The following is a 24,746-nucleotide window of genomic DNA, read 5'->3' as shown; positions in this document are numbered from 1 at the left end:
GGAGGCCGCCGGTGGGACGAAGGCTGACCAGCATCGACGGCGGCCGGGGCGAACAGGTACCCGAGGAACCCCGGGCCACCGTACGCCAGTTGCACGACCGGGCCGAGCTCCCGGAGGACGAGCAGCCGCGGCTCTGGCACGTCGTGCTGAGCGTCGCGGGCAAAGTCATCCCGCTCGCCGAGCTGCGCGCCGGGCTCGAACAGCTGGCCCACGACCACTCGTTCTTCCTGACGGCCCGTTACGCGGCCGACCACGCCGAGATCCGCTACTGGGAGCAGGCCCGGGACCTGCACGACGCCGCCGCGATCGCGCTCCGGCTCTGGGGCGAGCACAAGAGCACCGCGAACTTACCGCCGTGGGAGATCGTCGGCCTCGAGGTGGTGGACCGCCCGACCTACCACAAGCGGATCGCGGAGGGCTTCGGTGATCCGCCGCCGCACCTGGGCGGGGTGCACCCGTACTAGGGGCTGTGGTCAAGCTCTTGTCGTCGCCCGAAGGGCGGTCCTGCGGCGTCTGGTGCGTGCTCTCGGCGTGCCGGGCGGGATGGGTCGTACTCGGGCTTTCGTCCGGTGCGGCGAGAGTGCGTGCCGGGCGTCGTGGGGCAGGCGGGAGTCTGACGACCGGCCCTGGCGGTGTCTCAGTGCTCGATCGGCAGCTCCGGGCGGGCGGGCGCAGTCGCTACGCTTGCCGCATGACCAGCGACCAGACCACCGACAGCCCCGTCCTCGCCGTCGCGCGCCGTGCCCGTGAGGCGGCCGCCGCGCTCGCCCCGCTGCCGCGTTCGGTGAAGGACGCCGCGCTGCTGGCGATCGCCGACGCGCTGCTCGCCCGGGCCGGGGAGATCACCGCCGCCAACGCCGAGGACGTGGCGAAGGCCCGGGCAGCCGGCACCGCGGAGTCGGTGATCGACCGGCTCACGCTCACCGACGAGCAGATCGCGGCGATCGCCGCCGACGTCCGCTCGGTGGTCGGCCTGCCCGACCCGGTCGGTGAGGTGATCCGGGGCTGCACGCTGCCGAACGGTCTGGACGTCCGTCAGATCCGGGTCCCGCTGGGCGTGGTGGGCATCATCTACGAGGCCCGGCCCAACGTCACGGTGGACGCCGCCGCGCTCTGCCTGAAGTCCGGCAACGCGGTGCTGCTGCGCGGTTCGGCCTCCGCCTACCGCTCCAACACCGCGCTGGTCGGGGTGCTCCGGGACGCTGTAGCCGGGGCGGGGCTGCCGGCCGACGTGATCCAGCTGGTGCCCGGCGAGAGCCGGGAGTCGGTGCAGGAGCTGATGCGGGCCCGCGGCCTGGTGGACGTGCTGATCCCGCGCGGCGGCGCCTCGCTGATCAAGACCGTGGTCGAGGGCTCCACCGTGCCGGTGATCGAGACCGGCACCGGCAACTGCCACGTCTACGTGGACGCCGACACCGACCTGGCGATGGCGGTCGGCATCCTGCTGAACTCCAAGGCCCAGCGGGTCAGTGTCTGCAACACCGCCGAGACCCTGCTGGTCCACCAGGACGTCGCGGACGCCTTCCTGCCGCTCGCGCTGGCCGCGCTGGCCGAGGCCGGGGTCACCGTGCACGGCGACGACGCGGTGCTCAAGGCCGCCGAGGGCTCGGCGGCCACGGTGCTGCCGGCGACCGAGGAGGACTGGGAGACCGAGTACCTCTCGTACGACATCGCGGCCGCCGTGGTGCCCTCGCTGGACGCCGCCGTCGCGCACATCCGCCGCTGGTCCTCGGGCCACACCGAGGCGATCGTGACCACCTCGCAGGCCGCCGCCCGCCGCTTCACCCAGCTGGTCGACTCCACCACGGTGGCGGTCAACGCCTCGACCCGGTTCACCGACGGGAGTGAGTTCGGGTTCGGCGCCGAGATCGGCATCTCCACCCAGAAGCTGCACGCGCGCGGTCCGATGGGACTGCCCGAGCTGACCTCGACCAAGTACATCGTCACCGGTGACGGCCACGTCCGGGGCGGCGCTACGCCCACCGTGGGTGGTACGAACGGCTGACGCCGGCCGGCCGGCGGCCGGGCCCCCGGGGCGGCCGTCCCCGGATGAACTATCGGGACCCACAGACAAAACCCCCGCCCGGTAATACATTGAATCCGTGGCTGAGGACGTGGGGGGCTCGCCGTACTCCGACGGCGCCGACCACGGTGGTGCGGACGACGAGTTCGCCACCGTGGTCCTTGACGAGGCATTCATCCGGTCCGCCGCCGTGCACGAGCCGAGCGCCGAGGAGCGGCAGCTGGCCGCCGCCGACGCGAGGTTCGAGCCCGACACGGTGGCCCTCGGCCGGGTCCCGGAGTTCACCGCGACGGACGGGCTGCCGCTGGAGCTGCGCCCGCACCCGAGCGGTCTGGACGACGACCGGCTCTACACCGACCCCTGGTCGGCGGGCCGGGCCGCCCGGCGGCTGCGCTGGAGCCGGGCGGACGGCTTCGACCCCGGCCGCGCGGCCGGCGGCCGGCAGGTCGCCCAGCAGCGCTGGCACCGCCCGGTCGCCTGGGTGCTCGCGGTGGTGATGGGCGTCAGCGTGGTGGCCGTCGCGGTGGCCGCGATCTACCGGGGCACCGGCGGCGGGGAGCAGCCCGCCAGCCGCCCGGAGACCGGGACCAGCACCAGCGGGGCACCGCCACGTGGCGAATCCTCGCAGGCACCGCCGGTGACGGTCTCGATCAGCCGCTGAGCCGGCGGCCGGCGGTCCGGCGGCAGCTCACCGGCAGCTACGAAGAAGTTACGTACAGCCTCTCGTGGCGCGCCAACACCGGCTCTACCCTGGAGTCATGGGTGACCCGGTCGAGCCTCCGGAGGGTACGCCCGACGGTGGTTCCGGTAACGAGGACGAGTACCGATCCGTCGTCTTCGACGAGTCGTTCGTCCGAGCTGCCCGGATCCAGGAGTTCTCGGCCCGGGAGCGTCTGGGGGGCAACCACCCTCGTGCGGTGCGCCGACGCGGGCTGTTCGGCACGCTGTCGCGGCAGGCGCTGGCCCTGCTGCTGCTGGTGGTGCTGGCCTTCGCGGCGGCGGTGTACTTCGGCGTCGCCACGCCCCAGCCGCAGTCCGGCCGCCCCAGCGGCAGCCAACTGACCGTCAGCCTGGTGGCGCTGGCCCCGAGTTCGGACGTCGTCCCGGTCGCCGACCCGAACGCCCCGTTCGCCGGTCTGCCCGCGAGCTACCGGGACGGCATCGTCGGCCTCGGCACCCCGGGCGGTTCGGCCACCGTGCACTTCACCCGGGCCGACGTGCTCCGGGCGCTCGACACCGTCCAGCGCTACCTGAGCATCTCCTCGCTGGCCCCGAACACCCTGGTGCACGGCCAGACGGCGGACGCCCGCCGGCTGGTCACCCCCGGCCAGCAGAGCCAGTACGACCAGAGCACCGCCACCCCCAGCGACGACCAGCACCACGCGGCCACCGGCTGGCTGGTCCGCTTCGACCCCGCGAAGGTGGCGCTGGCGACGGACACCGTGAAGGCGGTCGGCGCGATGACGATCGACGAGGCGGACGCGGGCGTTCTGGAGATCGACACCGACCACACCTTGGTCTACGCGCTCCGGCCCGCCGACGCACCGGGCGGGCCGGTCACGCTGCACACCGTGCGGCGGGCGCTCCGCTTCGAGTTCGACCGGGCCGACCTGGCGGCCGGCCGGCTCCGCCTGGTCGACTCGGTCGTCCAGGCGGGACCGACCCCGTGCAACAGCCGGCTGGCGGCCTACCTCCAGCCGATGCTCGGCGGCACCGCCTCGGCCGCCGTCACCGACCCGGGCGACCACTCGCGGGCGGCCTGGGCGGTGTGCGCGGCGCTCAAGCCCTAGCCAGGCGCTCGGCGGTGGGCTTGGGGCCGCGCTCTGGGCAGGTGCTCGGGCAGCTAGGTCAGGGGCTCGGGGAACTGCGAGGAGATCTGGCGTGCGGGTCACTGCGAAAGTGCCTGACCATTTACGCGGCGATCACCTTGTCCGAGGCCGGCGTCGCAGTTCCCCGAGCCCCTGACTCTCCCGAGCCACCTGCCAAAAGCAGAGCCCCGAGCCCCGGACTCTCCCGAGCCGCCTGCCAAAAGCAGAGCCCCGAGCCCCGGACTCTCCCGAGCCGCCTGCCAAAAGCAGAGCCCCGAGCTCCTGAGTCCGTAGCGGGCTGGGCACCTGCCAGCGGCTATTCGCTGGGGGTGCGGGGCCCCGTGAAGGTGTCGCGGAGCTTGCCGCCGACGGTGGCTGCGCCGCCGGCGACGTCGCGGATGAGGCCCATCAGCGGGTCCTTGGTCTCCTTCATGGACTTGGCGTAGGAGTCGGCCGCCGCCTTCCACTGCTCGCCGACCGAGGTGTCCGGGTCGTCGGTGCGGCGGGGGTAGGCCCCGGCCAGGATGGAGCGGTAGTCGTCGCTGTCGGCCCACTTCTTCAGCTGGGCGACCCGGACCACCGCGAAGGGGTGGGTCTGCGGGAGGACCTGGAGCAGCTTGAGCACGCCGTCCCGGAGGTCGCCGGCCTTGTCGTACTCCTCGGCCTGCTCCAGGAAGGCGTCGACGTTCATCTCGGCCAGGTTGTGGCCGCCGGCCAGCTTCATCAGGCCGCGCATCGAGGCCTGCAGGTCCTGACCGGCCAGCAGACCGGCGCGGTCGCAGGAGAGTTCGGCCTTGCGGAACCACTCCTTGAGCGCGGTGATCACGGCGGTGATCGCCAGCGTGCCGAGCGGGATCCAGGCGATCCGGGTGGCGATGTTGGTGAGGATCAGCAGCATCGTCCGGTAGACCGCGTGGCCGGACATCGCGTGGCCGACCTCGTGGCCGATCACCGCGCGGAGCTCCTCCTCGTCCAGCAGGTCGACCAGGCCGCTGGTGACCACGATGATCGGGGCGTCCATCCCGATGCACATCGCGTTGACCGTCGGGTCCTGGGTGACGTACAGGTCGGGGACCTGCTCCAGGTCGAGGATGTAGGCCGCGTCCCGCACCATCGCGTGCAGCTCGGGGAACTGACGCTCCGACGTGCGGACGGCGGTGGCCAGGAACATCAGCCGGACGCTGCGCTCGGAGACCAGGCCGGCCAGCTTCTTCAGGATCTCGTCGAAGCCGGAGAGCTTCCGCAGGGCGACCAGCGCCGAGCGGTCGGCCGGGTGCTCCCAGGCCCGGGTGGAGATCCCGGGGAAGCGTTCACGGCGGCGGCTCGGCGTGTTGTCCTTGGTCATGTCCGTCATGTGCTGAGTACCTCCTGCTCGACGCCGGCACCGGCTCTGCCCGGCCCCCGCTGCTGTTCGCTACAACGTCCGTTGGCGCGTACTCGTCCCCGCCGGCCACCGTACGCCCGGGGGCGCCGTCCGATGTCCGGAACGTCCGGGTCTACGCTGGGGCCGAGCCGATCGGACCGAGGAGAGACCGCTGATGAACCCCGCCACTTTCGCCCAGCTGGCCGGACCGGTCTCCACCGAGCCGGGGCCCGGGCTGTTCCTGCGGCTCGTCCTGATCGGCTCCGTGGTCGGCATCGGCCTGCTGGTCTGGGTACTGGCCCGGGCCGGGCGCGACAACTGACACCGCGTCCGAGCGCCCACGCGGAGTCAGACGCGGTGGGGCGCCGCGCGGTTGCGTGCGCCACCCCCGTACGATGAGCGCGCAGACAAGCCTCGGGATCGGTCCGGCCATTCGCGTCGGGTCCGGCCCCAGCCCCCTCACCGAGTCGAGAAGGTCCTGCCGACCATGAGCACTTCCGCACTGCCCCTCCTGACCAAGCTGGCCGAAGGCGCCTCCGAGGGCGGCAACCACGAGAGCCTCAGCCCGTACCTGACCGGCGGCGCCGGCCTGGGCATCCTGCTGCTGCTGCTCTGGATCACCACCCGCTTCAACCGCGACCGCTGAGCAGCGCCGTTCCGGCGGCCGGGCGGGCTTGCCCGGCCGCAACGGGGTTCGCGTAAGGTGTGGCGGCATGGGACAGCAGGCCGAGACCCCCGGAGTGCGGGCACGTAAGCGCCTCGGCGTGATGGGTGGCACTTTCGACCCGATCCACCACGGGCACCTGGTCGCCGCCAGTGAGGTGGCGAGCGCGTTCCACCTCGACGAGGTGATCTTCGTGCCGACCGGGCAGCCGTGGCAGAAGAGCGACCGCGTGGTGACGCCGGCCGAGGACCGTTACCTGATGACGGTGATCGCCACGGCGGAGAACCCGCAGTTCTCGGTCAGCCGGATCGACATCGACCGCCAGGGCCCGACGTACACCGTGGACACCCTGCGCGACCTGCGGGCGCTGCACCCGGACGCGGACCTGTTCTTCATCACCGGCGCCGACGCGCTGTCCCAGATCCTGTCCTGGCGGGACTCCGAGGAGCTGTTCTCGCTGGCCCACTTCATCGGCTGCACCCGCCCCGGCCACGTGCTCTCCGACGCCGGTCTGCCGGCCGGCGGGGTCTCGCTGGTCGAGGTGCCGGCGCTGGCCATCTCCTCGACCGACTGCCGGGTCAGGGTCGCCAAGGGCGACCCGGTCTGGTACCTGGTCCCGGACGGTGTGGTCCGGTACATCGACAAGCGGGCGCTGTACGCGCGGGGAGGTACGGCGTGACGGGTCCGGAGGAGCACGGCAACCAGGAGTGGTACCCGCAAGAGCCCTACCAGGAGCAGCCGGCGGAGTACCAGCAGCCGCAGGTGTACTACGACGCCTACGGTCAGCCGCAGCAGTACGTCCAGGACCCCTACCAGCAGCAGTACTACCAGCAGCCGCAGCAGCCCCAGGTGTACTACGACGCCTACGGCCGGCCGCAGCAGTACGTCCAGGACCCGTACCAGCAGCAGCCCGCGTACCAGCAGCCCGCGCCGCCGCTTGCCCCGGTGCAGCCCGTGCAGGTGCAGCCCGTCCAGCCGGTCCGGCCCCCCGTGGCCGAGCCGCCGGTGGCCGCCGTGCCTCCGCAGGCCCGGAAGGCCGCCGCCCCGGAGCAGGACTACCCGACCGGTGAGTTCACCTTCGTGGATGAGGAGGCGGAGCAGTCCGAGGACGTCATCGACTGGCTGAAGTTCGCCGAGTCGAGGACCGAGCGCCGGGACGAGCGCCGCCGCAAGCTGCGCAACCGGCTGCTCGGTGCCGGGCTCGCGCTGGTGCTGGTGGCGGGCGGCACGGCGGGCTACCTCTGGTGGCAGGGCGATCTGGGCGGGCCCGGCTCGGCGGCCGTCGCGGCCGGTGGCCGGACGGTGAACGTGGTGCACCTGAGGGACCTTCAGGGCAAGGTCACCAGCGCGCTGCTGGTGAACGACCAGTCCGGCCGGAAGGCCTCGGTGCTGCTGCTGCCGGACGGCCTCAAGCTGCCCAGCTCCGGGATCTCGGCCACCGAGACGCTCGGCAAGTCGCTGGACGCCACCGGCGCCTCGGGCACCCGGGAGGGCCTGACCACGGTGCTGGGCGCCCCGGTCGCCGGGACCTGGCGGCTGGACACCCCGTACCTGCTGCTGCTGGTGGCCCAGCTGGGCGGGATCAAGGTGGACACCAACGCGGCGGTCCGGGAGGGCAACCAGCCCGCGGGCAAGGAGCTTGCCCCGGCCGGCAAGGCCGTCTCGCTGACCGCGCAGGCCGCCGTGGCGTACGCCACCTACCAGGCGCCGGGGGAGACCACCGACGCCCAGCTGGCCCGGTTCGGGCAGGTGCTGGACGCGGTGCTCCGGGTGATGCCGACGGACCTCAAGGAGGCGCAGGACCTGGTGCACCGGGTCGGCGCGGTGCCCGACCCCTCGCTGCCGGAGCCGGCCCTGGCCGGGGTGCTGGTGCAGCTGGCCCAGTACGCCAAGGAGAACCACCTCACCACCGGTGCCCTCTCGGTGCAGCCTGACGGCACGCTGGACGAGGCCACCGCCGGCAAGCAGGTCAAGGACGTGCTCGGCGGCACGGTGAAGAACGCGGCGGCCGCGAACAAGGTCACCCGGGTCTCGGTGCTGAACGGCTCCGGGGTCGACGAGGCGGCCAACACGGCCGGCAGCCAGGTCACCAACGCGGGCCTGGAACTGCTGCCCAGCGGCGCCAAGGCCCCGGCCCAGGCGGCCAGCGAGATCCGCTACACCGACGACGCCAAGCTGCCGGTCGCCCAGCAGCTGGCCCTGAGCCTCGGGCTCAAGGACACCGCGGTGAAGAAGGTCACCACCGCGCAGAACGCGGACCTCGTGGTGGTGCTCGGCAAGGACTACCAGCCGCCCAAGCCGCAGTAGCGGACGGTGTGCCGGAGCCGGGCCCCGATCCGACCGACCGGGGCCCGGGCGGGTTCGTGAGATCCTGGAAGGCGAATCTCATAGGACGAGCCGGAAGAACACCGTGACTGCCACCGAGCACAGCCAGGACCTCATCAACGTCGCCGCCCTCGCGGCGGCCGACAAGCTGGCCCACGACATCATCGCCTTCGACGTCAGCGAGGTGCTGTCGATCACCGACGCCTTCCTGATCGCCTCGGCCAACAACGACCGCCAGGTGAAGGCGATCGCCGAGGAGATCGAGGAGCAGCTGCGCGAGCAGCTGGACATCAAGCCGGTCCGCCGCGAGGGCGAGCGCGAGGGTCGCTGGATCCTGCTGGACTACCTGGACATCGTGGTGCACGTCCAGCACTCCGAGGAGCGCTCCTTCTACTCGCTCGACCGCCTGTGGAAGGACTGCCCCGAGCTGCCCGTGCCGGCCGAGGCGATGGCCACCCGGAACCGTCCGGAGAACGCCGTCACCGACGCCGCGGGCAACGCGCTCTCCGAGGACGAGAGCTGAGCGGCAAGGCGCGGGGTCCGCGCATCGTCTTCTGGCGGCACGGCCAGACCTCCTGGAACCTCGAGTCGAGGTTCCAGGGCAGCACCGACATCGAGCTGACCGACCAGGGTGTCTTCCAGGCCCAGCGGGCGGCGAAGCTGCTCTCCGGTCTCCGGCCGGACCTGCTGATCTCCTCCGACCTCAAGCGCGCCCGGCGGACCGCCGCCGAGCTGGCCAAGGTCACCGGCCTCGAGGTGGACCACCACGAGGGCCTGCGGGAGACCTACGCCGGTGACTGGCAGGGGCTGACCAACGCGGAGATCCGGGCCCGGTTCCCGGAGCAGTACGACGCCTGGGCGCTCGGCGAGCCGGTCCGGCGCGGCGGCGGCGAGCTGAGCACCGAGGTGGCGGACCGGTCCGTCCCGGTGGTGCTGGCGGCGGTGGAGAAGCTGCCGGAGGACGGCACCCTGGTGGTGGTGAGCCACGGCGGGACGATCCGCACCATGCTCGGGCGGCTGCTCGACCTGGAGCCGGTCCAGTGGGAGCGCTTCGGCGGTCTCTCCAACTGCTGCTGGTCGGTGCTCGGACAGGGCGCGCGCGGCTGGCGGCTGCTGGAGCACAACGCGGGCACCCTCCCGCAGCCGGTGATCGGCGACGAGACCTGAGCGGGGCCCGGATTTCGCAGTTCCGGCCCTGACCAGCTAGAGTCTTCCTCGTTCGCAGGAAAGAACGCAGGCCGGAAGGCAGGCGGGAAAATCCTCGGGTGCGGGGCTGTAGCTCAGTTGGTAGAGCGCTTGCATGGCATGCAAGAGGTCCGGAGTTCGATTCTCCGTAGCTCCACTCCGCTTCGGCGGTCCGTCAGGACCGTGCGGCACGCGGGGCTGTAGCTCAGTTGGTAGAGCGCTTGCATGGCATGCAAGAGGTCCGGAGTTCAATTCTCCGTAGCTCCACAACACACCGAAGGCCGTCTCCCCCAGGGGAGGCGGCCTTTAGTCGTGCCGGTGGTCGGCCGGCGGGGTGCCCGGGTGGGCGGTCAGCCACTCGACGCCGCCCCGGTCGGCCGGTGCCTCCGGGGTGTAGGCCACCAGGTAGCACTCCGGCGCGCTCGGCATGGTCAGGTAGGACGCCTGGAACCGCAGACCGCAGACCGCCGACGGCCGCGTGCCGGAAGACCTTGAGCGAGGTCCGGGGTGGTGCCACCTCCTGACGGGCCCACAGCTCGCGGAACTCCGGGCCGGCCGCCGCCAGGTCCCTGATGTACTCCTCCCAGGCCGGCTCCTCGATGTGCGGCCCGTACGCCCCGCGCAGCACCCCGACCATCCGGGGCAGCTCGGCCTCCCGGTGCACGAACGGGTTGCAGCAGGCCGGCACGGTGAACGCGCTCCACCTCCTGTTCCGGTGCCCGCACGGCGGCTTCGGGCGGGTCGCGTCGGGGAACAGCGCGTCGTACGCGGCGTTGTGCGCCAGCAGGTTCTGGCGGCCGTTGCCGACGGCGGCCGGCAGCGGGCTGAGCTGATCCAGGATCAGCTGGGTGGCCGGGTCGAGGGACGGGAGGGCCGGGTCGGTGGCCCGGACGGTGCTGAGCCCGGCCAGCCGGAACAGGTGGTGGCGCTCGGTGCCGTCCAGTCGCAGCGTCCGGGCCACCGCCTCCAGCACCTGCTCGGGGTGTTCGTGGTGGTGGAGCGCCGGATCGCGGCCCGGGGCGGCCAGCCGCTGGTGCCGGGTCGGGTGCTCCGGGCGCCGGGCCTGCTGCCCGCGGCCGGGGCGATCTTCCTGATCATGGTGGCGTTCGCCCTGCACCAGCAGGCCGCGCTCGGCTTCGGCCTCTCCAGCCTGTACTGGCAGCGGCTTCCGCAGCGGCTGCACCGGCGCCTGCCGCCGCCGGCCCTGGTTGCGGCCGCCGGTGCGTACCTGCTCTTCGGCGTGCTGGCCGCCGACGGCGCGGACATCGGCCTCGGCGTCGAACCGGCGCTCACGGTCGGCGGTCTGGCGGTCGGCTGCGCGTACAGCCCGCTGTTCGCCGCCGCCCTCGGCCGGGTGGACCCGGCCGCCGCCGCGGACGGCAGCGGTGTCCTGGTGACGGTGATCCAACTCGGTCAGGTGGTCGGGGTGGCGCTGCTCGGCACCCGCTTCCTCGGCCGGGCCGCGCAGCCGGCCCCGCCGGCCGACTCGGGCCGTGCACTGCTGGTGACGCTCTCGGCGATCGCCCTGGCCCTGCTGCCGGCCGCCCTCTTCGCGCTCCGCGCCCGGCGTGTGACGGCCGCCGGAAGGGATTAGGGGAGTAGGCCGGGGACCGTGTAAAGTGAACGACGTCGCCGGGGGAAACGCCGGATGACGCGGGGCTGTAGCTCAGTTGGTAGAGCGCTTGCATGGCATGCAAGAGGTCCGGAGTTCAATTCTCCGTAGCTCCACAGTTGGTGAAGAGGGCCCCTCCCGGGTAACGGGAGGGGCCCTCTTCCGTTTGCGGGGTCGGCTTCCGGCCGCCGGAGCGGCCCGCTACGGTCGGTGCCATGGCCGATCTGGAGCGCAGAAGGAACGAGGAGCTGGCCCGCATCCTGCACCAGCTCGGCTGGAGCCCGGAGCGGCTGGCCCGCGAGCTCAACGCCGCGCTCCCGCCCGCGCTGGCGATCAGTTCCACCGCCCCGTACAAGTGGCGCGACCGGGGCATGGTGCCGCGCAGCCCGCACGACCAGACGGTCTGTGAGGTGCTCAGCCGCACCGTCGGCATCGCGGTGACGTACGAGCAGCTCTGGGGGCAGATGGGCAGCGGCCGGGGGGCCAAGATCCTCTCGCCCCGGCTGCTCACCGACCCCTGGACCGCCGACACCGCGCAGACCGCGCTGCGCGAGGCCGGGGCGGACGCCGCCCCGGTCCGGCTGACCGACCTGTTCCGCGGCGACGAGCTCCAGCAGGCCGCCCGGCACTGGGCCTCCCCGGCACCCGAACTGACCGGTGGCGAGGGCGCGCTGCGGATAGCCGGCGCCCAGCTCGCCGACCTTCGGCTCAGCTACGACAGCAAGCAGCGGCTGGAGCGGGCCTACGGCGGCGGCCTGATCCTCGACCTGGCCAAGGCCGAGCTCGCCATGATCGGCAAGCTGCTCGAACTCGGCGCCTATGACGAGCCGCTCGGCCGCGAGCTGTACGGCGCGGCCAGCAGGCTGGCCCGGCTGGTCGGTTGGGCCAACTACGACCTCGGCAACGACGCGGCCGCCCAGCGGGCCTTCGTCGCCGCGCTGCGGGCCGCCCACGTCTCCGGCGACCCCCGGCTCGGGGTCAGCGTGGTCGGCTGCCTCGCCGTCCAGGCCACCCACAACTCCGGCGGGCGCGGGCTGGACGCGGTCGCCATGCTCTCCACCGCACTGCGGGCGGCCGACGAGGTCCTGACCCCCCGTGAGCGGGCCCTCCAGCTCGGCCGGATCGCCCGGGCGCACGGCCGCAAGGGCGAGCAGATCAGCGCCGAAGCCGTCGCGGAGCGGGCGTTTCAGGCCCTGGAGGGCGACCAGGACCACAGTCAGGAACGGGCCGATCTGGAGGGCATGGTGGGGGAGGGCTACCTCTTCCTCGGCGACCACGAACGGGCCCAGCAGCTGCTCGTCGGCGCGGTCGCCGCGCTCTCCCCCGAACGGGCCCGGGCCAAGGCCCTCCTGATGGTCCGACTGGCGGACTCGTACCTGCGGACCGGCGAACGCGACGAAGCCGCGCGGGTCGCCGACCAGGCCCGGCTCCTCGCGGCGGGCATGCAGTCGGCCCGAGTCGCCCGCGCCCTCCGCGAGTTCGACGCGGCGGCTCGCTGAGGCGCCCGGCTTTCGGCAGGTGGCCCGGCAGCTACGGTCCACGGGCTCGGGGCGCTGCTTGCTGTGCGGCTCCGCCGCGCGGGCGACGCCGGCCTCCGGTGCGTGATCGCCGCGTGCAGGGTCAGGCGCCCTTGGACCCGCACGCCGGGCAACACGATCCGCGCCCCGCGTTGGCCAATCCCGCACTCTGCCCCGCCTCGGGGCCGGCGTCGCCCGCGCGGCGGAGCCGCCCGACAGCAGAGCCCCGGGCCCTTGTTTTCCGAAGCATCTGCCGACAGCAGGTGCGGTACCCTGTGGCCATGCGAACCGTGCGCCTGCTTCTTAGCCGGCCGCGCTGACCAGGACCGGCCGAGGGCCGGAGTCGGCGTGGCGTCCCCTCCTGCGAGGGGCTTTTTTGTTTTCCCGCCGCCGTTCGCGAACTGACATTCAGATGGAGCCCGAAGGACCATGAGCGAGACGACCCCCGCCGCGGCCGAGGCCGCTGCCACCGAGCCCTTCCGCTACGGCGCGACGCTGGCCGCCGAGATCGAGTCCCGCTGGCAGGACGTCTGGGAGAAGGAAGGGACGTTCAACGCCCCCAACCCGACCGGTGCGCTGGCCGGCCCGAACGCCGGTGACGTCGTCTCGAAGCCGCACAGCTTCATCATGGACATGTTCCCGTACCCGTCCGGTTCGGGTCTGCACGTGGGTCACCCGCTGGGCTACATCGCGACCGACGTCTACGCCCGCTACCAGCGGATGAACGGTCACAACGTGCTGCACACCCTGGGCTACGACGCGTTCGGCCTGCCGGCCGAGCAGCATGCGGTGGCCACCGGCCAGCACCCCCGGATCACCACCGAGGCCGCGATGGCGAACATGCGGCAGCAGCTGCGCCGCCTGGGCCTGGGCCACGACCCGCGCCGGTCGATCGCGACCATCGACCCGGAGTACTACCGCTGGACCCAGTGGATCTTCCTGCAGATCTTCAACTCCTGGTACGACCAGGAGGCCGGCGAGGGCGGCAAGGCCCGCCCGATCGCCGAGCTGATCGCGCAGTTCGCGGACGGCACCCGCCCGACCCCGGACGGCCGGGCCTGGGCCGAGCTGTCCGCCGCCGAGCGGGACGAGCTGCTGGGCGAGTACCGGCTGGCGTACTCCAAGGAGGTGCCGGTCAACTGGTGCCCCGGGCTGGGCACCGTGCTGGCCAACGAGGAGGTCACCGCGGACGGCCGGTCCGAGCGCGGCAACTTCCCGGTCTTCAAGTCGAACCTGCGCCAGTGGATGATGCGGATCACCGCGTACTCCGACCGCCTGATCGCCGACCTGGACCTGCTGGACTGGCCCGAGGCGATCAAGCTGCAGCAGCGGAACTGGATCGGCCGCTCCGAGGGCGCCCGGGTGGACTTCGCGGTCGGCCCTGACGCCGCGATCACGGTCTTCACCACCCGCCCCGACACCCTGTTCGGCGCCACCTACATGGTGCTGGCGCCCGAGCACGCGCTGGTCGACGGCATCGTCCCGGCGGCCTGGCCGGCCGGGACCCACGAGGACTGGAAGGGCGGCGCCGCCACCCCCGCCGAGGCCGTCGCGGCGTACCGGGCCGAGGCCGCCGCCAAGTCGGACGTCGAGCGCCAGGTCGAGGCGAAGGTGAAGACCGGTGTCTTCACCGGCGCGTACGCGACCAACCCGGTCAGCGGTGAGCCCGTCCCGGTGTTCATCGCGGACTACGTGCTGATGGGCTACGGCACCGGCGCGATCATGGCCGTGCCCGCGCACGACCACCGCGACTTCGCCTTCGCCCGCGCCTTCGCACTGCCGATGCGCTGCGTGGTGCGGCCGACCGACGGCCGGAGTGACGACCCGTCGACCTGGGACGACGCGTTCGACACCTACGACTCGGTGATCGTGAACTCCGCGCATGACGACCTGTCACTGGACGGGCTGAGCGTGGTCGAGGCCAAGGCCGCCGCCACCGAGTGGCTGGCCGGGCGCGGCATCGGCGAGGGCACCGTCAACTACCGCCTGCGCGACTGGCTGTTCAGCCGTCAGCGGTACTGGGGCGAGCCGTTCCCGATCGTCTACGACGCCGACGGCGTGATGCACGCGCTGCCCGAGTCGATGCTGCCGGTCGAGGTCCCCGTGGTGGAGGACTACTCGCCGCACACCTACGACCCGTTCGACTCGACCTCCTCGCCGAAGACCCCGCTGTCCCGGAACGAGGACTGGGTCAACGTCGAGCTGGATCTGGGCGACGGCCCGCAGACGTACCGCCGCGAGACCAACACCATGCCCAACTGGGCCGGTTCCTGCTGGTACGAGCTGCGCTACATCGACCCGGCCAACGGCGAGAAGGTGGTCGACCCCGCCAACGAGCAGTACTGGCTGGGCCCGACCGCGCAGAAGCCGGGCGGCGGCGCCGACCTGTACGTCGGCGGGGCCGAGCACGCGGTGCTGCACCTGCTGTACGCGCGGTTCTGGCACAAGGTGCTGCACGACCTGGGGCACGTCTCCTCGGTCGAGCCGTTCCACAAGCTGTTCAACCAGGGCATGATCACCGCCGACGTGTACCGCGACGAGCGGGGCTTCCCGGTGCCCGCCGCCGAGATCGAGGAGCGCGACGGCCAGTACTTCTGGAACGGCGAGGCGGTCAAGCGCGAGGCCGGCAAGATGGGCAAGTCGCTGAAGAACGCGGTCGCGCCCGACGAGATCGCCGACGAGTACGGCGCCGACACGCTGCGCCTGTACGAGATGTCGATGGGCCCGCTGGACGTCTCCCGTCCGTGGGACACCCGCGCGGTGGTCGGCTCGTACCGCTTCCTGCAGCGGCTGTGGCGCAACATCGTCTCCGAGGCCACCGGCGAGCTGGTGGTGACGGAGGAGGAGCCCGACGAGGCGACCCTGCGCGCGCTGCACAAGGCGATCGACGGCATCCGCGGCGACATGGCCGGGCTGCGCTTCAACACGGCGGTGGCCAAGGCCATCGAGCTGAACAACTTCCTGGTCAAGCGCGGCTCCACGCCGCGTTCGGTCGCGGAGCAGATCGTGCTGATGGTGGCTCCGCTGGCCCCGCACATCGCCGAGGAGCTGTGGCGCCGGCTGGGCCACGACGGCTCGCTGACCTACGTCGACTACCCCGTGGCCGACCCGGCCTACGCGGTGGACGAGGCGGTCACCTGCGTGATCCAGATCAAGGGCAAGGTGAAGGCCCGCCTGGAGGTCTCGCCGGCCATCTCCGACGCCGAGCTGGAGGCGCTGGCCCTGGCCGACCCGGCCGTGATCGCCGCCATCGGCGACGCCCCGGTCCGCAAGGTGATCGCCCGGGCGCCGAAGCTGGTGAACATCGTCACCGGCTGACGGCGGATCGGACCGGCCGAGCGGCCCCGCCCACCCGGGCGGGGCCGCTCGCGTTCTGCGGGGACCGCTGCGGGCGGGTCTCGGGGACAACCCTGAGACGCGCCCCCTATCTCTGCCTGATTCCGGCCTGCGGGACCGCTTTGGCAGGCCGTTCGGGCGATCGGTGCGGCTACCTTGGAACCCTGGGTGGTCGTACCGCCGTTCTCCGGGGGTGCGGTGGGCGTACGGCTGCGGTGGCCGGCGTGGTGTGGCGGAAGGCGGCTCGTGATGGACGTGCTCGGCGTGGTTCTCGGACTGGTGCTGCTGTTCGGAGTGGGGCTGCTGGTCATGCTCGGGGTCGGAGCCGTCAAGGTGGGCAAGGCCGCCGCCGCCAAGATCTCCCAGGAGGAGGCCAAGGCCCGGCGCGCCTTCGAGAACACCGCGCTGAAGGCCAAGTCCTTCGCCAAGCCGGGCGCGCACGGTCAGATCTCCACCGTCCGCCTGGCGCTGCGCTCCTCGCTCGACAGCACCCGCAAGGTGCTCGCGGCCGGGCTCGCCGAGGACTCCCAACTGGCCGAGTCGCTCCAGCTGTTGAACCGGCTGGACGCGCACGCCGCCGAGCTGGACGGCGAACTGCGGACCTTGGAGCTGGAGCCGGAGGCCGCCCGGGTGGCCGCCAAGCTGCCCGAGCTGCGCGAGCGGGCCGACCGGATCACGCACGCGGCCGAGTCGATGCGCTGGGCGGCGCAGGACCGGATGCAGCGCTTCGCCGACGACGAGCTCGCGCGGCTCGCGGAGGAGTGCGAGAGCGAGGCGGGGGCGCTCCGGCACTGGGACTCCGTGGGGTCGTCGCCGACCGCCGCCCCGGCCGCTGCCGCTGCTGCCCCGCAGACCGAACGCCCGGGCCTCACGGCCAGGCGCGGGGTGAGCGCCGAGGAGCTGCTCGGGCTGGCCGACCTGGCCCAGCGGCTGCGCAAGCGGTCCGCCTGAGACCGACCGGCCCGACCCGTGTTGCCCGTACCCGACGAGCGGGGAGTACCCTCCGGCACATGTCCCACCGTCTCGCGCTCGTCACCGACTCCACGGCCTACCTGCCGCAGCAGGCCATCGACCGGCACCGGATCACGGTGGTCCCGCTCAGTGTGGTGGTCGGGGACACGCCGCTGACCGAGGGCGTCGAGATCTCCCCGAAGGACGTCGCCGAGGCGCTCCGGGCCAGGCAGCGGGTGACCACCTCCCGGCCCGGCCCGGAGACCTTCGCCGCCGCGTACCGGGCCGCCGTCGAGGCGGGCGCCACCGGCATCGTCTCGGTGCACATCTCGGCCGAACTGTCCGGTACCGGGGAGGCGGCCGGGCTGGCCGCCGCCGAGGCCGGCGTCCCGGTCCGGGTGGTGGACAGCCGGCTGGTCGGGATGGCGCTCGGCCACAGCGTCCTGACGGCGGCTCAGGCGATCGAGGACGGGCTCGACCTGGACGCGGTGGCCGCCGCCGCGACCGCCCGGGCGGAGCGCACCAGCGGCTTCTTCTACGTCGACACCCTGGAGTACCTGCGCCGGGGCGGCCGGATCGGCGCGGCCCAAGCCCTGCTCGGCTCTGCGCTCTCCGTCAAACCGCTGCTGCACCTGGCCGGCGGGCGGATCGAACCGCTGGAGAAGGTCCGGACGGCCTCCCGGGCGATCGCCCGGCTGGAGGAGATCGCGGTCGAGAAGGCGGGCACCGACCAGGTCGACATCACCGTGCACCACCTGGCCGCCGAGGAGCGGGCCGAGCCGCTGGCGGAGCGGCTGCGGGCGCGGGTGCCCGGGCTGCGGGAGCTGTCGGTGGTCGAGGTGGGTGCGGTGATCGGTGCGCACGTCGGGCCCGGACTGCTGGCCGTGGTGGTCGCACCGCGCTGAAACTCGCTCCTTCGAGGGACCTCGGCCGTCCACAACCCCCGGGTTTTCCACAGCTTTTGGCCGCTCCCCGGGTGGTCCGGCCGGGGCTCGTACCGTCCTCGGCATGAGAACGATGACCCCGGGCGCAGCCCGTCGCCAGGAGACCGCCGAGACCGTCCGCGGGCGGCTGACCCATCTCTTCCTGACCCCGGCTCAGGCACCTCCACCGATCGGGCCCCTACCTCCCGAGCCGGCCGAGGTGGTGGTGCCGCCGCCCGAGCCCGCCCCGCTGGTGCCCGGTCTGCTGTTCGACCGGCGGGCCGTGCTCGGCCTGTCGGTGCTGCTGTTGCTGGCCGTCGGGTACGCCGTGCAGCACTTCTGGCTCGGCCGCCCCGACCGGATCGCCGTCCCGGCCACGCTCGCGGCGGCGTCGGCCTCGCCCCCGGCCGGGCCGCGTTCGGGTGCGGGGCCACCGGCGGGCGCGTCCTCGGGGCCGACGGTGGTGGTCGACGTCGCGGGGAAGGTCCGCAGCCCCGGTCTGCGGACGCTGCCGACCGGGGCCCGGGTGGCGGACGCCCTGGTGCTGGCGGGCGGTCCGCTGCCCGACACCACCACCGACGGGCTCAACCTCGCCCGGGTGCTCACCGACGGCGAGCAGATCCTGGTCGGCGGGGGAGCCGTCGCCGCTGCCGCCCCGGGCGCCCGGGCCGGGCCGGTCAACCTCAACCTGGCCACCAGGGAGCAGCTCGACGCCCTGCCCGGGGTGGGGCCCACGCTCGCGCAGCGGATCCTGCAGCACCGTCAGGAGCACGGCCCGTTCCGCTCGCTCGACCAGCTCCGCCAGATCAGCGGCATCGGCGACCGGAAGTACGCCGAGCTCAAGGCGTTGCTGACGCTGTGACACCCCACCCGGCTCCGGCCCGCCGGGACGAGCCGGCCGATCTCCGGCTGCTGGTGCCCACGGTCGCGGTCTGGGCGGTCACCGCCGCCCTGCTCGGCGTCGGCGCGGAGCACCGGCCGCTGCTGCTGGCCACGGCCGCCGGGCTGGCCGGCACCGCCCTGCTCCTGCTGCGCCGGGCCCGGCCGGGCGGCGCCCTGCTCGCCGCCACCCTGCTGGCGGCGGCCGCCGCCACGGTCGGCACCACCCTGCACACCGCCGACCTGCACCGGGGGCCGATCCCCGCGCTCGCCCGGTCCGAGGCCCCACCCGAGCTGACCGTCGAACTCACCGTCACCGGCGACCCCAAACCCCGTACCTCGCACGCTCGGGGCACCGCGCCCGGGCAGGCCATGCTCACCCTCACCGCCACCGTCGACCGGGTCGGCGTGGTGGGCACGGACGGCCCGGAGGCGGCCACCACGACGCCCGTCACCGTGGTGGTCCGGGCCCAGCACGTCGCCGCCTGGCGGGAGGTGATCCCGTCCACCCGGCTGCGGGCCGAGGTCCGGCTGCTGCCCGCCACCGAGGAGTACCGCAGCACCGCCGCGGCCCTGCTGGCCCAGGGCCCGCCCCGTCAGCTCGAAGCACCGGGCCGGGCCCAGCAGGTGGCCGCCCGGCTGCGGGCCGGCCTGCGGACGGCCAGCGACCATCTCACCCCCGACTCCCGGGGCCTGCTGCCCGGGCTGGTGGTGGGCGACACCACCCGGCTGCCGGCCGACCTCGACCAGGCGTTCCGGGCCACCGACCTGGGGCACCTGACCGCCGTCTCCGGTGCCAATCTGGCGATCGTGCTGGCCGTCCTGCTCGGTACGCCCAGCCGGGCGGGCAGCGAGGCCCGGGGCGGCCTGGCGGGGCTGCTCGGGCTGCCGCTGCGTACCACCGCGCTGGTCGGGGCGGCGCTCACGGTGGCCTTCGTGACGGTCTGCCGGCCCGAGCCCAGCGTGCTGCGGGCCGCCGCCACCGGGCTGGTCGGCCTGCTCGCGCTCGCCACCGGCCGCCCCCGGCAGGCGCTGCCCGCGCTCTGCTCCGCCGTCCTGCTGCTGCTCCTGTTCGACCCGTACCTGGCCCGCTCCTTCGGCTTCCTGTTCTCCGTCCTGGCCACCACCGGTCTGCTCACGCTCGGCCCGCGCTGGTCCGCCGCCCTGCGGGCCCGGGGCTGGCCCGAGTACCTGGCGGGCGCGGCCGGGGCCACCGCGGCCGCCCAGGCGCTCTGTGCCCCGGCCACCATCCTGCTGGCGCCCCGGATCAGCCTGGTCGCCGTCCCCTGCAACCTGCTCGCCGAGGCGGCGGTGGCCCCGGCCACCCTGCTCGGCTTCGCCACCCTGACGGTCGATCCGATCTCCCGCCCCGCCGCCCGGCTGCTGGCCGATCTGGCGGCCGTCCCGACCGGCTGGCTGGTCACCGTGGCCCGGCGCGGGGCCGCCCTCCCGGGAGCCCAACTCGACTGGCCCGGAGGGCTGTTCGGCGCCGCACTGCTCGCGCTGGCCACCCTCGCGCTGGTCTGGTCCGCCCGGCCGCTGCGGGCCGCGAGCCGGCTGCGCCCGGTCCTCGCGGCCGTGTTCGGGCTGACCCTGGTGCTGGCGGTGCTCCGGCCGGCACCGCTGGCCCGGCTGGTCACCGGCTGGCCGCCGCCCGGCTGGCGGTTCGTCATGTGCGACGTCGACCAGGGCGACATGTCCGTGCTGCCGGTCGGCACCCCGGCCGACAGCGCGATCGTGGTGGACACCGGGCCCGACCCGCTGGCCGCCGACCGCTGCCTGCGCCAACTGGGCATCACCACCGTCCCGTTGGTCATCCTGAGCCACTACCACGCCGACCACGTCGAGGGCCTGCCCGGCGTGCTGCGCGGCCGCACCGTCGGCGCCGTCCAGGTCACCACCCTCGACACGCCGCCCGGCGAGCGGGCCCGGGTGCTGGCCTGGTCCGCCGCCGCACAGGTCCCGGTGCTGCCGGCCCGGCCGGACGAGCAGCGCAGCGTGGGCCCCGAGCTCTCCTGGCAGCTGCTCTGGCCCACCGACCCGCTGGATCCGGCCGCCTCGGGGGCCAACAACGCCAGCATCGCGCTGATCGCCACCGTCGGCCGCCCGCCCGACACCCTCCGGATCGCCCTGCTCGGCGACCTCGAACCACCCGCGCAGGCAGCCCTGCGGGCCAGGTGGACGCCGCCCCGGGTGGACGTCCTGAAGGTCGCCCACCACGGTTCGGCCCACCAGGACGAGGAGCTCACCGACGCCCTGCACCCCCGGCTGGCCCTGATCTCCTGCGGCCCCGACAACCCGTACGGCCACCCGTCCCCGGCCACCGTCGACCGGCTCCGCTCGCTCGGGGCGACGGTGCTGCGCACCGACCGCGCGGGGTCCATCGCGGTGCTCGGCACCCCGGCCGCCCTGGACGCGGTTACCCAAGGGAGCGGGTGATCGTATCTAATGCCTTGGTCGTCGTCCGAGCCGAGGAGCAGCACCCCCGATGAGCACCTTCACCGCACCCGAGCCGCCGGCCTTCCGGGCCGCCACGCCACCCGAGAAGGCGGCGAAGGTGGTCACCGACGTGCTGGCCCCGGCCAACCTGGTGATCGGTCTGCTGCTGCTCGTCGGCTGGCAGGGCAGCCACAGTTGGGACGGTCTGGGCTGGGGCCTGCTGGCCGCGCTGTTCTGCGGCGTCATCCCGCTCGGCATCATCCTGCTGGGAGTGCGGCGCGGGGCGCTGACGGACAAGCACATCCGGGTCCGCCGGCAGCGGATGATCCCGATGGGTGCCAGCCTGGTCTCGGTGGTGGCCGGGGTGACCGCGCTGCACGCCCTGGGGGCGCCGGCCGAGGTGTTCGCGCTGGCCGTCGCGATGCTGGTCGGGCTGGTCACCTCGCTGCTGGTGACGGTCTGGTGGCAGATCTCGATCCACAACTCGGTGGCCGGCGGTGCGGCCCTGATCCTGATGCTGGTCTTCGGCCCGCTGCTCGCGCTCTCCGCCGCCGCGGTCGCCGCCATCGGCTGGTCGCGGCTGGTCCTGAAGGCGCACACCCTGCCGCAGGTGCTGGCCGGCACGGCACTGGGCAGCGTGGCGGCGCTCACCTTCGCCCTGCTCCGCTGACCGACGCGGACCGCCGGAGCGGGCCCTACCGGCCCGCCCGCCCGGCCGAACCGCTCGGTGCCGAGCACCCGGAGCGGCTCCGGCGCGGATCGTGATCCCACCGGAGCCGATGCCCGGCCAGGGACTGCCGATCCCAGTCCGGTGTACGCGGGGCCCGGGGTCAGCCCTCCTCGCGCCAGCCGTCCTGCTCGGCGCTCAGCCGGTCCAGGGCGGTCAGCCGCTCCGGCGTCCAGCCGCCCTCCTCGGGGGCCTCCAGGACCACCAGCCACTGCGCGTCCTCCGCGTCGTCCTCGCCCGCCAGGGCGTCCCGGACGAGCTCGATGCCGCCCAGCTCGGGCCAGCGGGCGGACAGCTCCTCCGCCACCTCCTCGGCGGCGTCACGGTCGGGGAACACGAGCAGTTGGCGGGTGAGGTTCATGGTCACGGACACCATTCTGCACACCGGCCGCCGGCCGCCGGGCACCGGCTGCGGAGCACTGTCCGCGGCACGTGCGATCCTGGTGGGCGATGGCCAGGAAGAGTGCACCCGACGACCTGCTCGCCCCGCTGACCCTGGTGGTCGGCCAGGAGGAGCTGCTGCTCGACCGCGCGGTCGCCGCCGTGGTCGCCGCCGCCCGGGCGGCCGACCCGGACACGGACGTGCGCGACCTCGCGCCCGGTGCCCTGCAGCCCGGCAGCCTGGCCGAGTTGACCACGCCCTCACTGTTCGCCGAGCGCAAGGTGATCGTGGTCCGGGCCGCGCAGGATCTCGGCGCGGATTCGGTGAAGGAGCTCAGGGCCTACCTCGACGCGCCCGCCGAGGAGGTCATGGTGGTGCTGGTCCACGCGGGCGGCGCCAAGGGCAAGGGCCTGCTGGACGCCGGGCGCAAGCTCGGTGCCCGTGAGGTGGCCTGCCCCAAGCTCACCAAGGCCGGCGAGAAACTCGCCTTCGTCAAGGGCGAGTTCCGCACCCTGGGCCGGTCGGCCACCCCCGAGGCGTGCCAGGCGCTGTTCGACGCGCTCGGCAGCGACCTGCGCGAGCTGGCCGCCGCCTGCAACCAGCTGACCGCCGACGTCGAGGGCGCGATCGACGAGACCGTGGTCGCCCGCTACTACGGCGGCCGGGCCGAGGCCACCGGCTTCGAGGTGGCCGACCTGGCCGTCACCGGCCGGACGGCCGAGGCGCTGGAGCGGCTGCGCTGGGCACTTGCGGTAGGCCAGCCGCCGGCCGGCATCACCTTCGCGCTCGCCTCCGGCGTCCGCAGCATCGGCCGCCTCGCCAGCGCCGGCCGGAACATGCGCCCGGGCGACCTGGCCCGGGAGTTGGGCATGCCGCCGTGGAAGGTGGACCGGGTCCGCCAGCAGATGCGCGGCTGGACGGGCGACGGCGTGGCCGCCGCCCTCACCGCGATCGCCCGGGCCGACGCCGACGTCAAGGGCGGCTCCGGCGACCCGGCCTACGCCCTGGAGCGCGCCGTGGTCGCGGTGGCCAAGGCGTCCCGCGCGGGCGCCCGCCCGTACTGACCGGCCCCCGGGCGGGAGCCCGGAAAACCAGGTGCGGCCCTTCGGAGCGTCCCGCAGACTGACGCGGAATCCCCCCGAAGCTCCGAAGGAGTCCCCGTCTTGCAGGGTGCCGTCACCGTCTCGCCGTCCCAGGTCCCCGAGCTGCTGCTGGGCCTGGCCACCGTCAGGCCGGTGTTCCTCTGGGGCGCGCCCGGGATCGGGAAGTCCTCCCTGGTACGGGAGTTCGCCGAGTCACTGGGCCTGGAGTGCGTCAGCCTGATCGGTACCCAGCTGGCGCCGGAGGACCTGATCGGCGTCCCGCAGATCACCCCCGAGGGCCGGTCCCGGTTCTGCCCGCCGGAGTCGATCGCCCGGGACGAGCCCTACTGCCTGTTCCTGGACGAGCTCAACGCGGCCACCCCGGACGTGCAGAAGGCGTTCTACTCGCTGATCCTGGACCGCCGGATCGGCTCGTACGAGCTGCCGCCCGGCTCGATCGTGATCGGCGCCGGGAACCGGGCCACCGACGGCGCGCTGGCCCGGCCGATGGCCTCCGCACTGGTCAACCGTCTGGTCCACGTCCACCTCCGGGCCAGTGCCACCGACTGGCTCGACTGGGCCGGGGCCAACGGCATCCACCCGTGGGTGCAGGACTAGCGGTGTCGTTCTGCGGCTACGCGAAGATCGTCCGCAACTCCTACGGCCTGGACGCGATCCTCAAGGGCGACGCCCGCTGGCCGCACCGGCTGGAGGACCGCGACCTGCTCTACTACCTGGCCGACGCCTTCAGGGGCCGGCTGGTCAAGGAGCTGCCGGCCCGCAAGGAGCACGCCTCCAACTCCCTCCGGCAGACCGCCTTCCGGGTCCGACCTGATCGGTGAACCGCTGGGCCGCCCGCGCGACTACGTCGACCTGGACGACTTCTACCGGCGTGGTCTCCAGCAGGGCTTCGAGCTGCACCAGCGCGACCGCGGCCTGCTGCCCGCCGGACTGGTCGAGGAGATCCGCGCGCTGGCCCAGCCCCCGCTGCCCTGGGACGCCCGACTGGCGCGCTGGTTCGACGAGTTCGTGCCCTCCCCGCAGCCGGTCCGGAGCTACGCCAGGCCGTCCCGCCGGCAGGCCGCCACCCCCGGCGTCCCGCGCGCCGGCCGCTACCACCCGCCGGAGGAGGTGGCCCGCTGCACCTTCGGCGTGGTGCTGGACACCTCGGGGTCGATGAGCCGTCAGCTGCTCGGCAAGGCGCTCGGCGCGATCGCCTCCTACGCCGCAGCCCGGGACGTCACCGCCGCCCGGGTGGTGTTCTGCGACGCGGCCCCGCACGACGCGGGCTTCCTGCCCACCGCCGAGATCGCCGCCCGGGTGAAGGTCCGCGGCCGGGGCGGCACCGTGCTCCAGCCGGGCGTCGACCTGCTGGAGCGGGCCGAGGACTTCCCGCCCGGGGCCCCGATCCTGCTGATCACCGACGGCGAGTGCGACGTGCTCCGGGTCCGCCGCGAGCACGCCTACCTGGTCCCGCTCGGTGCCGGTCTCCCGTTCACCCCGCGCGGCCCGGTCTTCCGGATGCGCTGA

At 73.6% G+C, this 24,746-nt stretch carries 22 protein-coding genes, 3 tRNA genes and 3 pseudogenes; 24 read left to right on the top strand and 4 right to left on the bottom strand.

Annotation, left to right across the window (positions count from 1 at the left end):
- The first annotated feature begins 11 nt into the window (after positions 1–11).
- The 4 genes from ACIRPK_RS05935 (at position 12) to ACIRPK_RS05920 (ending at position 3,813) form a co-directional block, all read left to right on the top strand.
- Positions 12–464, top strand: coding sequence for a hypothetical protein (locus ACIRPK_RS05935; protein WP_403033572.1), 453 nt, complete (start codon positions 12–14; stop codon positions 462–464).
- A 227-nt stretch (positions 465–691) separates the two neighbouring features.
- Entirely contained in the window at positions 692–2,005 is a 1,314-nt protein-coding gene (locus ACIRPK_RS05930) for a glutamate-5-semialdehyde dehydrogenase (protein ID WP_403033570.1), read from the top strand.
- A 97-nt stretch (positions 2,006–2,102) separates the two neighbouring features.
- Positions 2,103–2,684 (top strand): hypothetical protein, encoded by a 582-nt coding sequence (locus ACIRPK_RS05925; RefSeq protein ID WP_403033568.1) that lies wholly within the window; start codon positions 2,103–2,105, stop codon positions 2,682–2,684.
- A 97-nt stretch (positions 2,685–2,781) separates the two neighbouring features.
- Positions 2,782–3,813: a hypothetical protein gene (locus tag ACIRPK_RS05920; protein WP_403033565.1), complete on the top strand. Its 1,032-nt coding sequence runs from the start codon at positions 2,782–2,784 to the stop codon at positions 3,811–3,813.
- A gap of 334 nt (positions 3,814–4,147) precedes the next feature.
- Here ACIRPK_RS05920 and ACIRPK_RS05915 read toward each other — a convergent pair whose 3' ends face one another.
- Positions 4,148–5,185, bottom strand: a complete 1,038-nt coding sequence (locus ACIRPK_RS05915) for a M48 family metallopeptidase (RefSeq protein WP_403033562.1) — start codon at positions 5,183–5,185, stop codon at positions 4,148–4,150.
- A gap of 184 nt (positions 5,186–5,369) precedes the next feature.
- Here ACIRPK_RS05915 and ACIRPK_RS05910 point away from each other — a divergent pair, with 184 nt between their 5' ends.
- The 8 genes from ACIRPK_RS05910 (at position 5,370) to ACIRPK_RS05875 (ending at position 9,635) form a co-directional block, all read left to right on the top strand.
- Complete coding sequence (locus tag ACIRPK_RS05910; protein ID WP_403033559.1) at positions 5,370–5,516, top strand: hypothetical protein; 147 nt, start codon at positions 5,370–5,372, stop codon at positions 5,514–5,516.
- A 165-nt stretch (positions 5,517–5,681) separates the two neighbouring features.
- Entirely contained in the window at positions 5,682–5,840 is a 159-nt protein-coding gene (locus ACIRPK_RS05905; RefSeq protein WP_403033556.1) for a hypothetical protein, read from the top strand.
- A 67-nt stretch (positions 5,841–5,907) separates the two neighbouring features.
- Positions 5,908–6,537 carry a nicotinate-nucleotide adenylyltransferase gene (gene nadD / locus ACIRPK_RS05900; protein ID WP_403033554.1) on the top strand — a complete coding sequence of 210 codons (630 nt, stop codon included), beginning with the start codon at positions 5,908–5,910 and terminating at the stop codon, positions 6,535–6,537.
- Positions 6,534–8,165: a LytR C-terminal domain-containing protein gene (locus ACIRPK_RS05895; protein ID WP_403033552.1), complete on the top strand. Its 1,632-nt coding sequence runs from the start codon at positions 6,534–6,536 to the stop codon at positions 8,163–8,165. Before nadD ends, ACIRPK_RS05895 begins: the two co-directional genes overlap by 4 nt.
- A 103-nt stretch (positions 8,166–8,268) precedes the next feature.
- Complete coding sequence (rsfS, locus tag ACIRPK_RS05890) at positions 8,269–8,706, top strand: ribosome silencing factor (RefSeq protein WP_403033549.1); 438 nt, start codon at positions 8,269–8,271, stop codon at positions 8,704–8,706.
- The gene (locus ACIRPK_RS05885; RefSeq protein ID WP_403033750.1) at positions 8,703–9,350 is read left to right on the top strand and encodes a histidine phosphatase family protein; all 648 of its coding nucleotides are present in this window, start codon (positions 8,703–8,705) and stop codon (positions 9,348–9,350) included. The genes rsfS and ACIRPK_RS05885 overlap by 4 nt, the downstream gene beginning before the upstream one ends.
- 102 nt (positions 9,351–9,452) lie before the next feature.
- Positions 9,453–9,525: transfer RNA gene (locus ACIRPK_RS05880), tRNA-Ala, on the top strand.
- Positions 9,526–9,562: 37 nt separating this feature from the next.
- Positions 9,563–9,635: transfer RNA gene (locus tag ACIRPK_RS05875), tRNA-Ala, on the top strand.
- A gap of 39 nt (positions 9,636–9,674) precedes the next feature.
- Here ACIRPK_RS05875 and ACIRPK_RS05870 read toward each other — a convergent pair.
- Together ACIRPK_RS05870 and ACIRPK_RS05865 are read right to left on the bottom strand one after the other, a co-directional pair.
- Positions 9,675–9,797 (bottom strand): hypothetical protein, encoded by a 123-nt coding sequence (locus ACIRPK_RS05870; RefSeq protein ID WP_403033547.1) that lies wholly within the window; start codon positions 9,795–9,797, stop codon positions 9,675–9,677.
- Between the two features lie 88 nt (positions 9,798–9,885).
- Positions 9,886–10,188 (bottom strand): annotated as a pseudogene (locus tag ACIRPK_RS05865) (transcriptional regulator); the annotation flags it as partial.
- Between ACIRPK_RS05865 and ACIRPK_RS05860 the strand changes: the two are divergent.
- From ACIRPK_RS05860 to ACIRPK_RS05820, 9 genes are all read left to right on the top strand, one after another.
- Complete coding sequence (locus tag ACIRPK_RS05860) at positions 10,144–10,962, top strand: hypothetical protein (protein WP_403033545.1); 819 nt, start codon at positions 10,144–10,146, stop codon at positions 10,960–10,962. The pseudogene ACIRPK_RS05865 and the gene ACIRPK_RS05860 sit on opposite strands and share 45 nt — an antisense overlap.
- 61 nt (positions 10,963–11,023) lie before the next feature.
- Positions 11,024–11,096: transfer RNA gene (locus ACIRPK_RS05855), tRNA-Ala, on the top strand.
- 99 nt (positions 11,097–11,195) lie between these two features.
- Positions 11,196–12,479 (top strand): hypothetical protein, encoded by a 1,284-nt coding sequence (locus ACIRPK_RS05850; protein WP_403033542.1) that lies wholly within the window; start codon positions 11,196–11,198, stop codon positions 12,477–12,479.
- A 447-nt stretch (positions 12,480–12,926) separates the two neighbouring features.
- Positions 12,927–15,815, top strand: a complete 2,889-nt coding sequence (gene leuS / locus ACIRPK_RS05845; protein WP_403033540.1) for a leucine--tRNA ligase — start codon at positions 12,927–12,929, stop codon at positions 15,813–15,815.
- A gap of 267 nt (positions 15,816–16,082) precedes the next feature.
- Entirely contained in the window at positions 16,083–16,784 is a 702-nt protein-coding gene (locus ACIRPK_RS05840) for a hypothetical protein (protein ID WP_403033538.1), read from the top strand.
- A 59-nt stretch (positions 16,785–16,843) separates the two neighbouring features.
- A complete protein-coding gene (locus tag ACIRPK_RS05835; protein ID WP_403033536.1) occupies positions 16,844–17,689 on the top strand; it encodes a DegV family protein in 846 nt (281 codons plus the stop codon).
- Between the two features lie 103 nt (positions 17,690–17,792).
- Positions 17,793–18,569 (top strand): helix-hairpin-helix domain-containing protein, encoded by a 777-nt coding sequence (locus ACIRPK_RS05830; protein WP_403033533.1) that lies wholly within the window; start codon positions 17,793–17,795, stop codon positions 18,567–18,569.
- On the top strand, positions 18,566–21,025 hold the full coding sequence (locus tag ACIRPK_RS05825; protein ID WP_403033530.1) for a ComEC/Rec2 family competence protein: 2,460 nt from the start codon (positions 18,566–18,568) through the stop codon (positions 21,023–21,025). The genes ACIRPK_RS05830 and ACIRPK_RS05825 overlap by 4 nt, the downstream gene beginning before the upstream one ends.
- A gap of 49 nt (positions 21,026–21,074) precedes the next feature.
- Positions 21,075–21,695 (top strand): hypothetical protein, encoded by a 621-nt coding sequence (locus tag ACIRPK_RS05820; RefSeq protein ID WP_403033527.1) that lies wholly within the window; start codon positions 21,075–21,077, stop codon positions 21,693–21,695.
- A gap of 160 nt (positions 21,696–21,855) precedes the next feature.
- Here ACIRPK_RS05820 and ACIRPK_RS05815 read toward each other — a convergent pair whose 3' ends face one another.
- Positions 21,856–22,113: a hypothetical protein gene (locus ACIRPK_RS05815; RefSeq protein ID WP_403033747.1), complete on the bottom strand. Its 258-nt coding sequence runs from the start codon at positions 22,111–22,113 to the stop codon at positions 21,856–21,858.
- A gap of 89 nt (positions 22,114–22,202) precedes the next feature.
- Here ACIRPK_RS05815 and holA point away from each other — a divergent pair, with 89 nt between their 5' ends.
- From holA to ACIRPK_RS05800, 3 genes and pseudogenes are all read left to right on the top strand, one after another.
- Entirely contained in the window at positions 22,203–23,198 is a 996-nt protein-coding gene (holA, locus tag ACIRPK_RS05810; protein ID WP_403033525.1) for a DNA polymerase III subunit delta, read from the top strand.
- Positions 23,199–23,297: 99 nt separating this feature from the next.
- A pseudogene (locus ACIRPK_RS05805) lies at positions 23,298–24,046 on the top strand (AAA family ATPase); the annotation flags it as partial.
- A 4-nt stretch (positions 24,047–24,050) separates the two neighbouring features.
- Positions 24,051–24,746, top strand: a pseudogene (locus ACIRPK_RS05800) (VWA-like domain-containing protein); the annotation flags it as partial.

This window comes from Kitasatospora sp. NPDC101801 (genome assembly GCF_044766665.1).
GTDB lineage: Bacteria > Actinomycetota > Actinomycetes > Streptomycetales > Streptomycetaceae > Kitasatospora.
The sequence above is the reverse complement of the archived record's forward strand: the minus strand, read 5'-3'. Positions and strand labels throughout refer to the sequence as shown.

Excerpts from the sequence above, each read along its gene's own strand:
- ACIRPK_RS05870 (WP_403033547.1), bottom strand. The coding sequence starts at position 9,797 with ATGCCGAGCGCGCCGGAGTGCTACCTGGTGGCCTACACCCCGGAGGCA.
- ACIRPK_RS05850 (WP_403033542.1), top strand. The coding sequence starts at position 11,196 with ATGGCCGATCTGGAGCGCAGAAGGAACGAGGAGCTGGCCCGCATCCTG.
- ACIRPK_RS05820 (WP_403033527.1), top strand. The coding sequence starts at position 21,075 with ATGAGCACCTTCACCGCACCCGAGCCGCCGGCCTTCCGGGCCGCCACG.
- ACIRPK_RS05910 (WP_403033559.1), top strand. The coding sequence starts at position 5,370 with ATGAACCCCGCCACTTTCGCCCAGCTGGCCGGACCGGTCTCCACCGAG.
- ACIRPK_RS05830 (WP_403033533.1), top strand. The coding sequence starts at position 17,793 with ATGAGAACGATGACCCCGGGCGCAGCCCGTCGCCAGGAGACCGCCGAG.
- ACIRPK_RS05840 (WP_403033538.1), top strand. The coding sequence starts at position 16,083 with ATGGACGTGCTCGGCGTGGTTCTCGGACTGGTGCTGCTGTTCGGAGTG.
- holA (WP_403033525.1), top strand. The coding sequence starts at position 22,203 with ATGGCCAGGAAGAGTGCACCCGACGACCTGCTCGCCCCGCTGACCCTG.
- ACIRPK_RS05835 (WP_403033536.1), top strand. The coding sequence starts at position 16,844 with ATGTCCCACCGTCTCGCGCTCGTCACCGACTCCACGGCCTACCTGCCG.
- ACIRPK_RS05815 (WP_403033747.1), bottom strand. The coding sequence starts at position 22,113 with ATGAACCTCACCCGCCAACTGCTCGTGTTCCCCGACCGTGACGCCGCC.
- ACIRPK_RS05905 (WP_403033556.1), top strand. The coding sequence starts at position 5,682 with ATGAGCACTTCCGCACTGCCCCTCCTGACCAAGCTGGCCGAAGGCGCC.
- ACIRPK_RS05930 (WP_403033570.1), top strand. The coding sequence starts at position 692 with ATGACCAGCGACCAGACCACCGACAGCCCCGTCCTCGCCGTCGCGCGC.
- ACIRPK_RS05920 (WP_403033565.1), top strand. The coding sequence starts at position 2,782 with ATGGGTGACCCGGTCGAGCCTCCGGAGGGTACGCCCGACGGTGGTTCC.
- ACIRPK_RS05915 (WP_403033562.1), bottom strand. The coding sequence starts at position 5,185 with ATGACGGACATGACCAAGGACAACACGCCGAGCCGCCGCCGTGAACGC.
- leuS (WP_403033540.1), top strand. The coding sequence starts at position 12,927 with ATGAGCGAGACGACCCCCGCCGCGGCCGAGGCCGCTGCCACCGAGCCC.
- nadD (WP_403033554.1), top strand. The coding sequence starts at position 5,908 with ATGGGACAGCAGGCCGAGACCCCCGGAGTGCGGGCACGTAAGCGCCTC.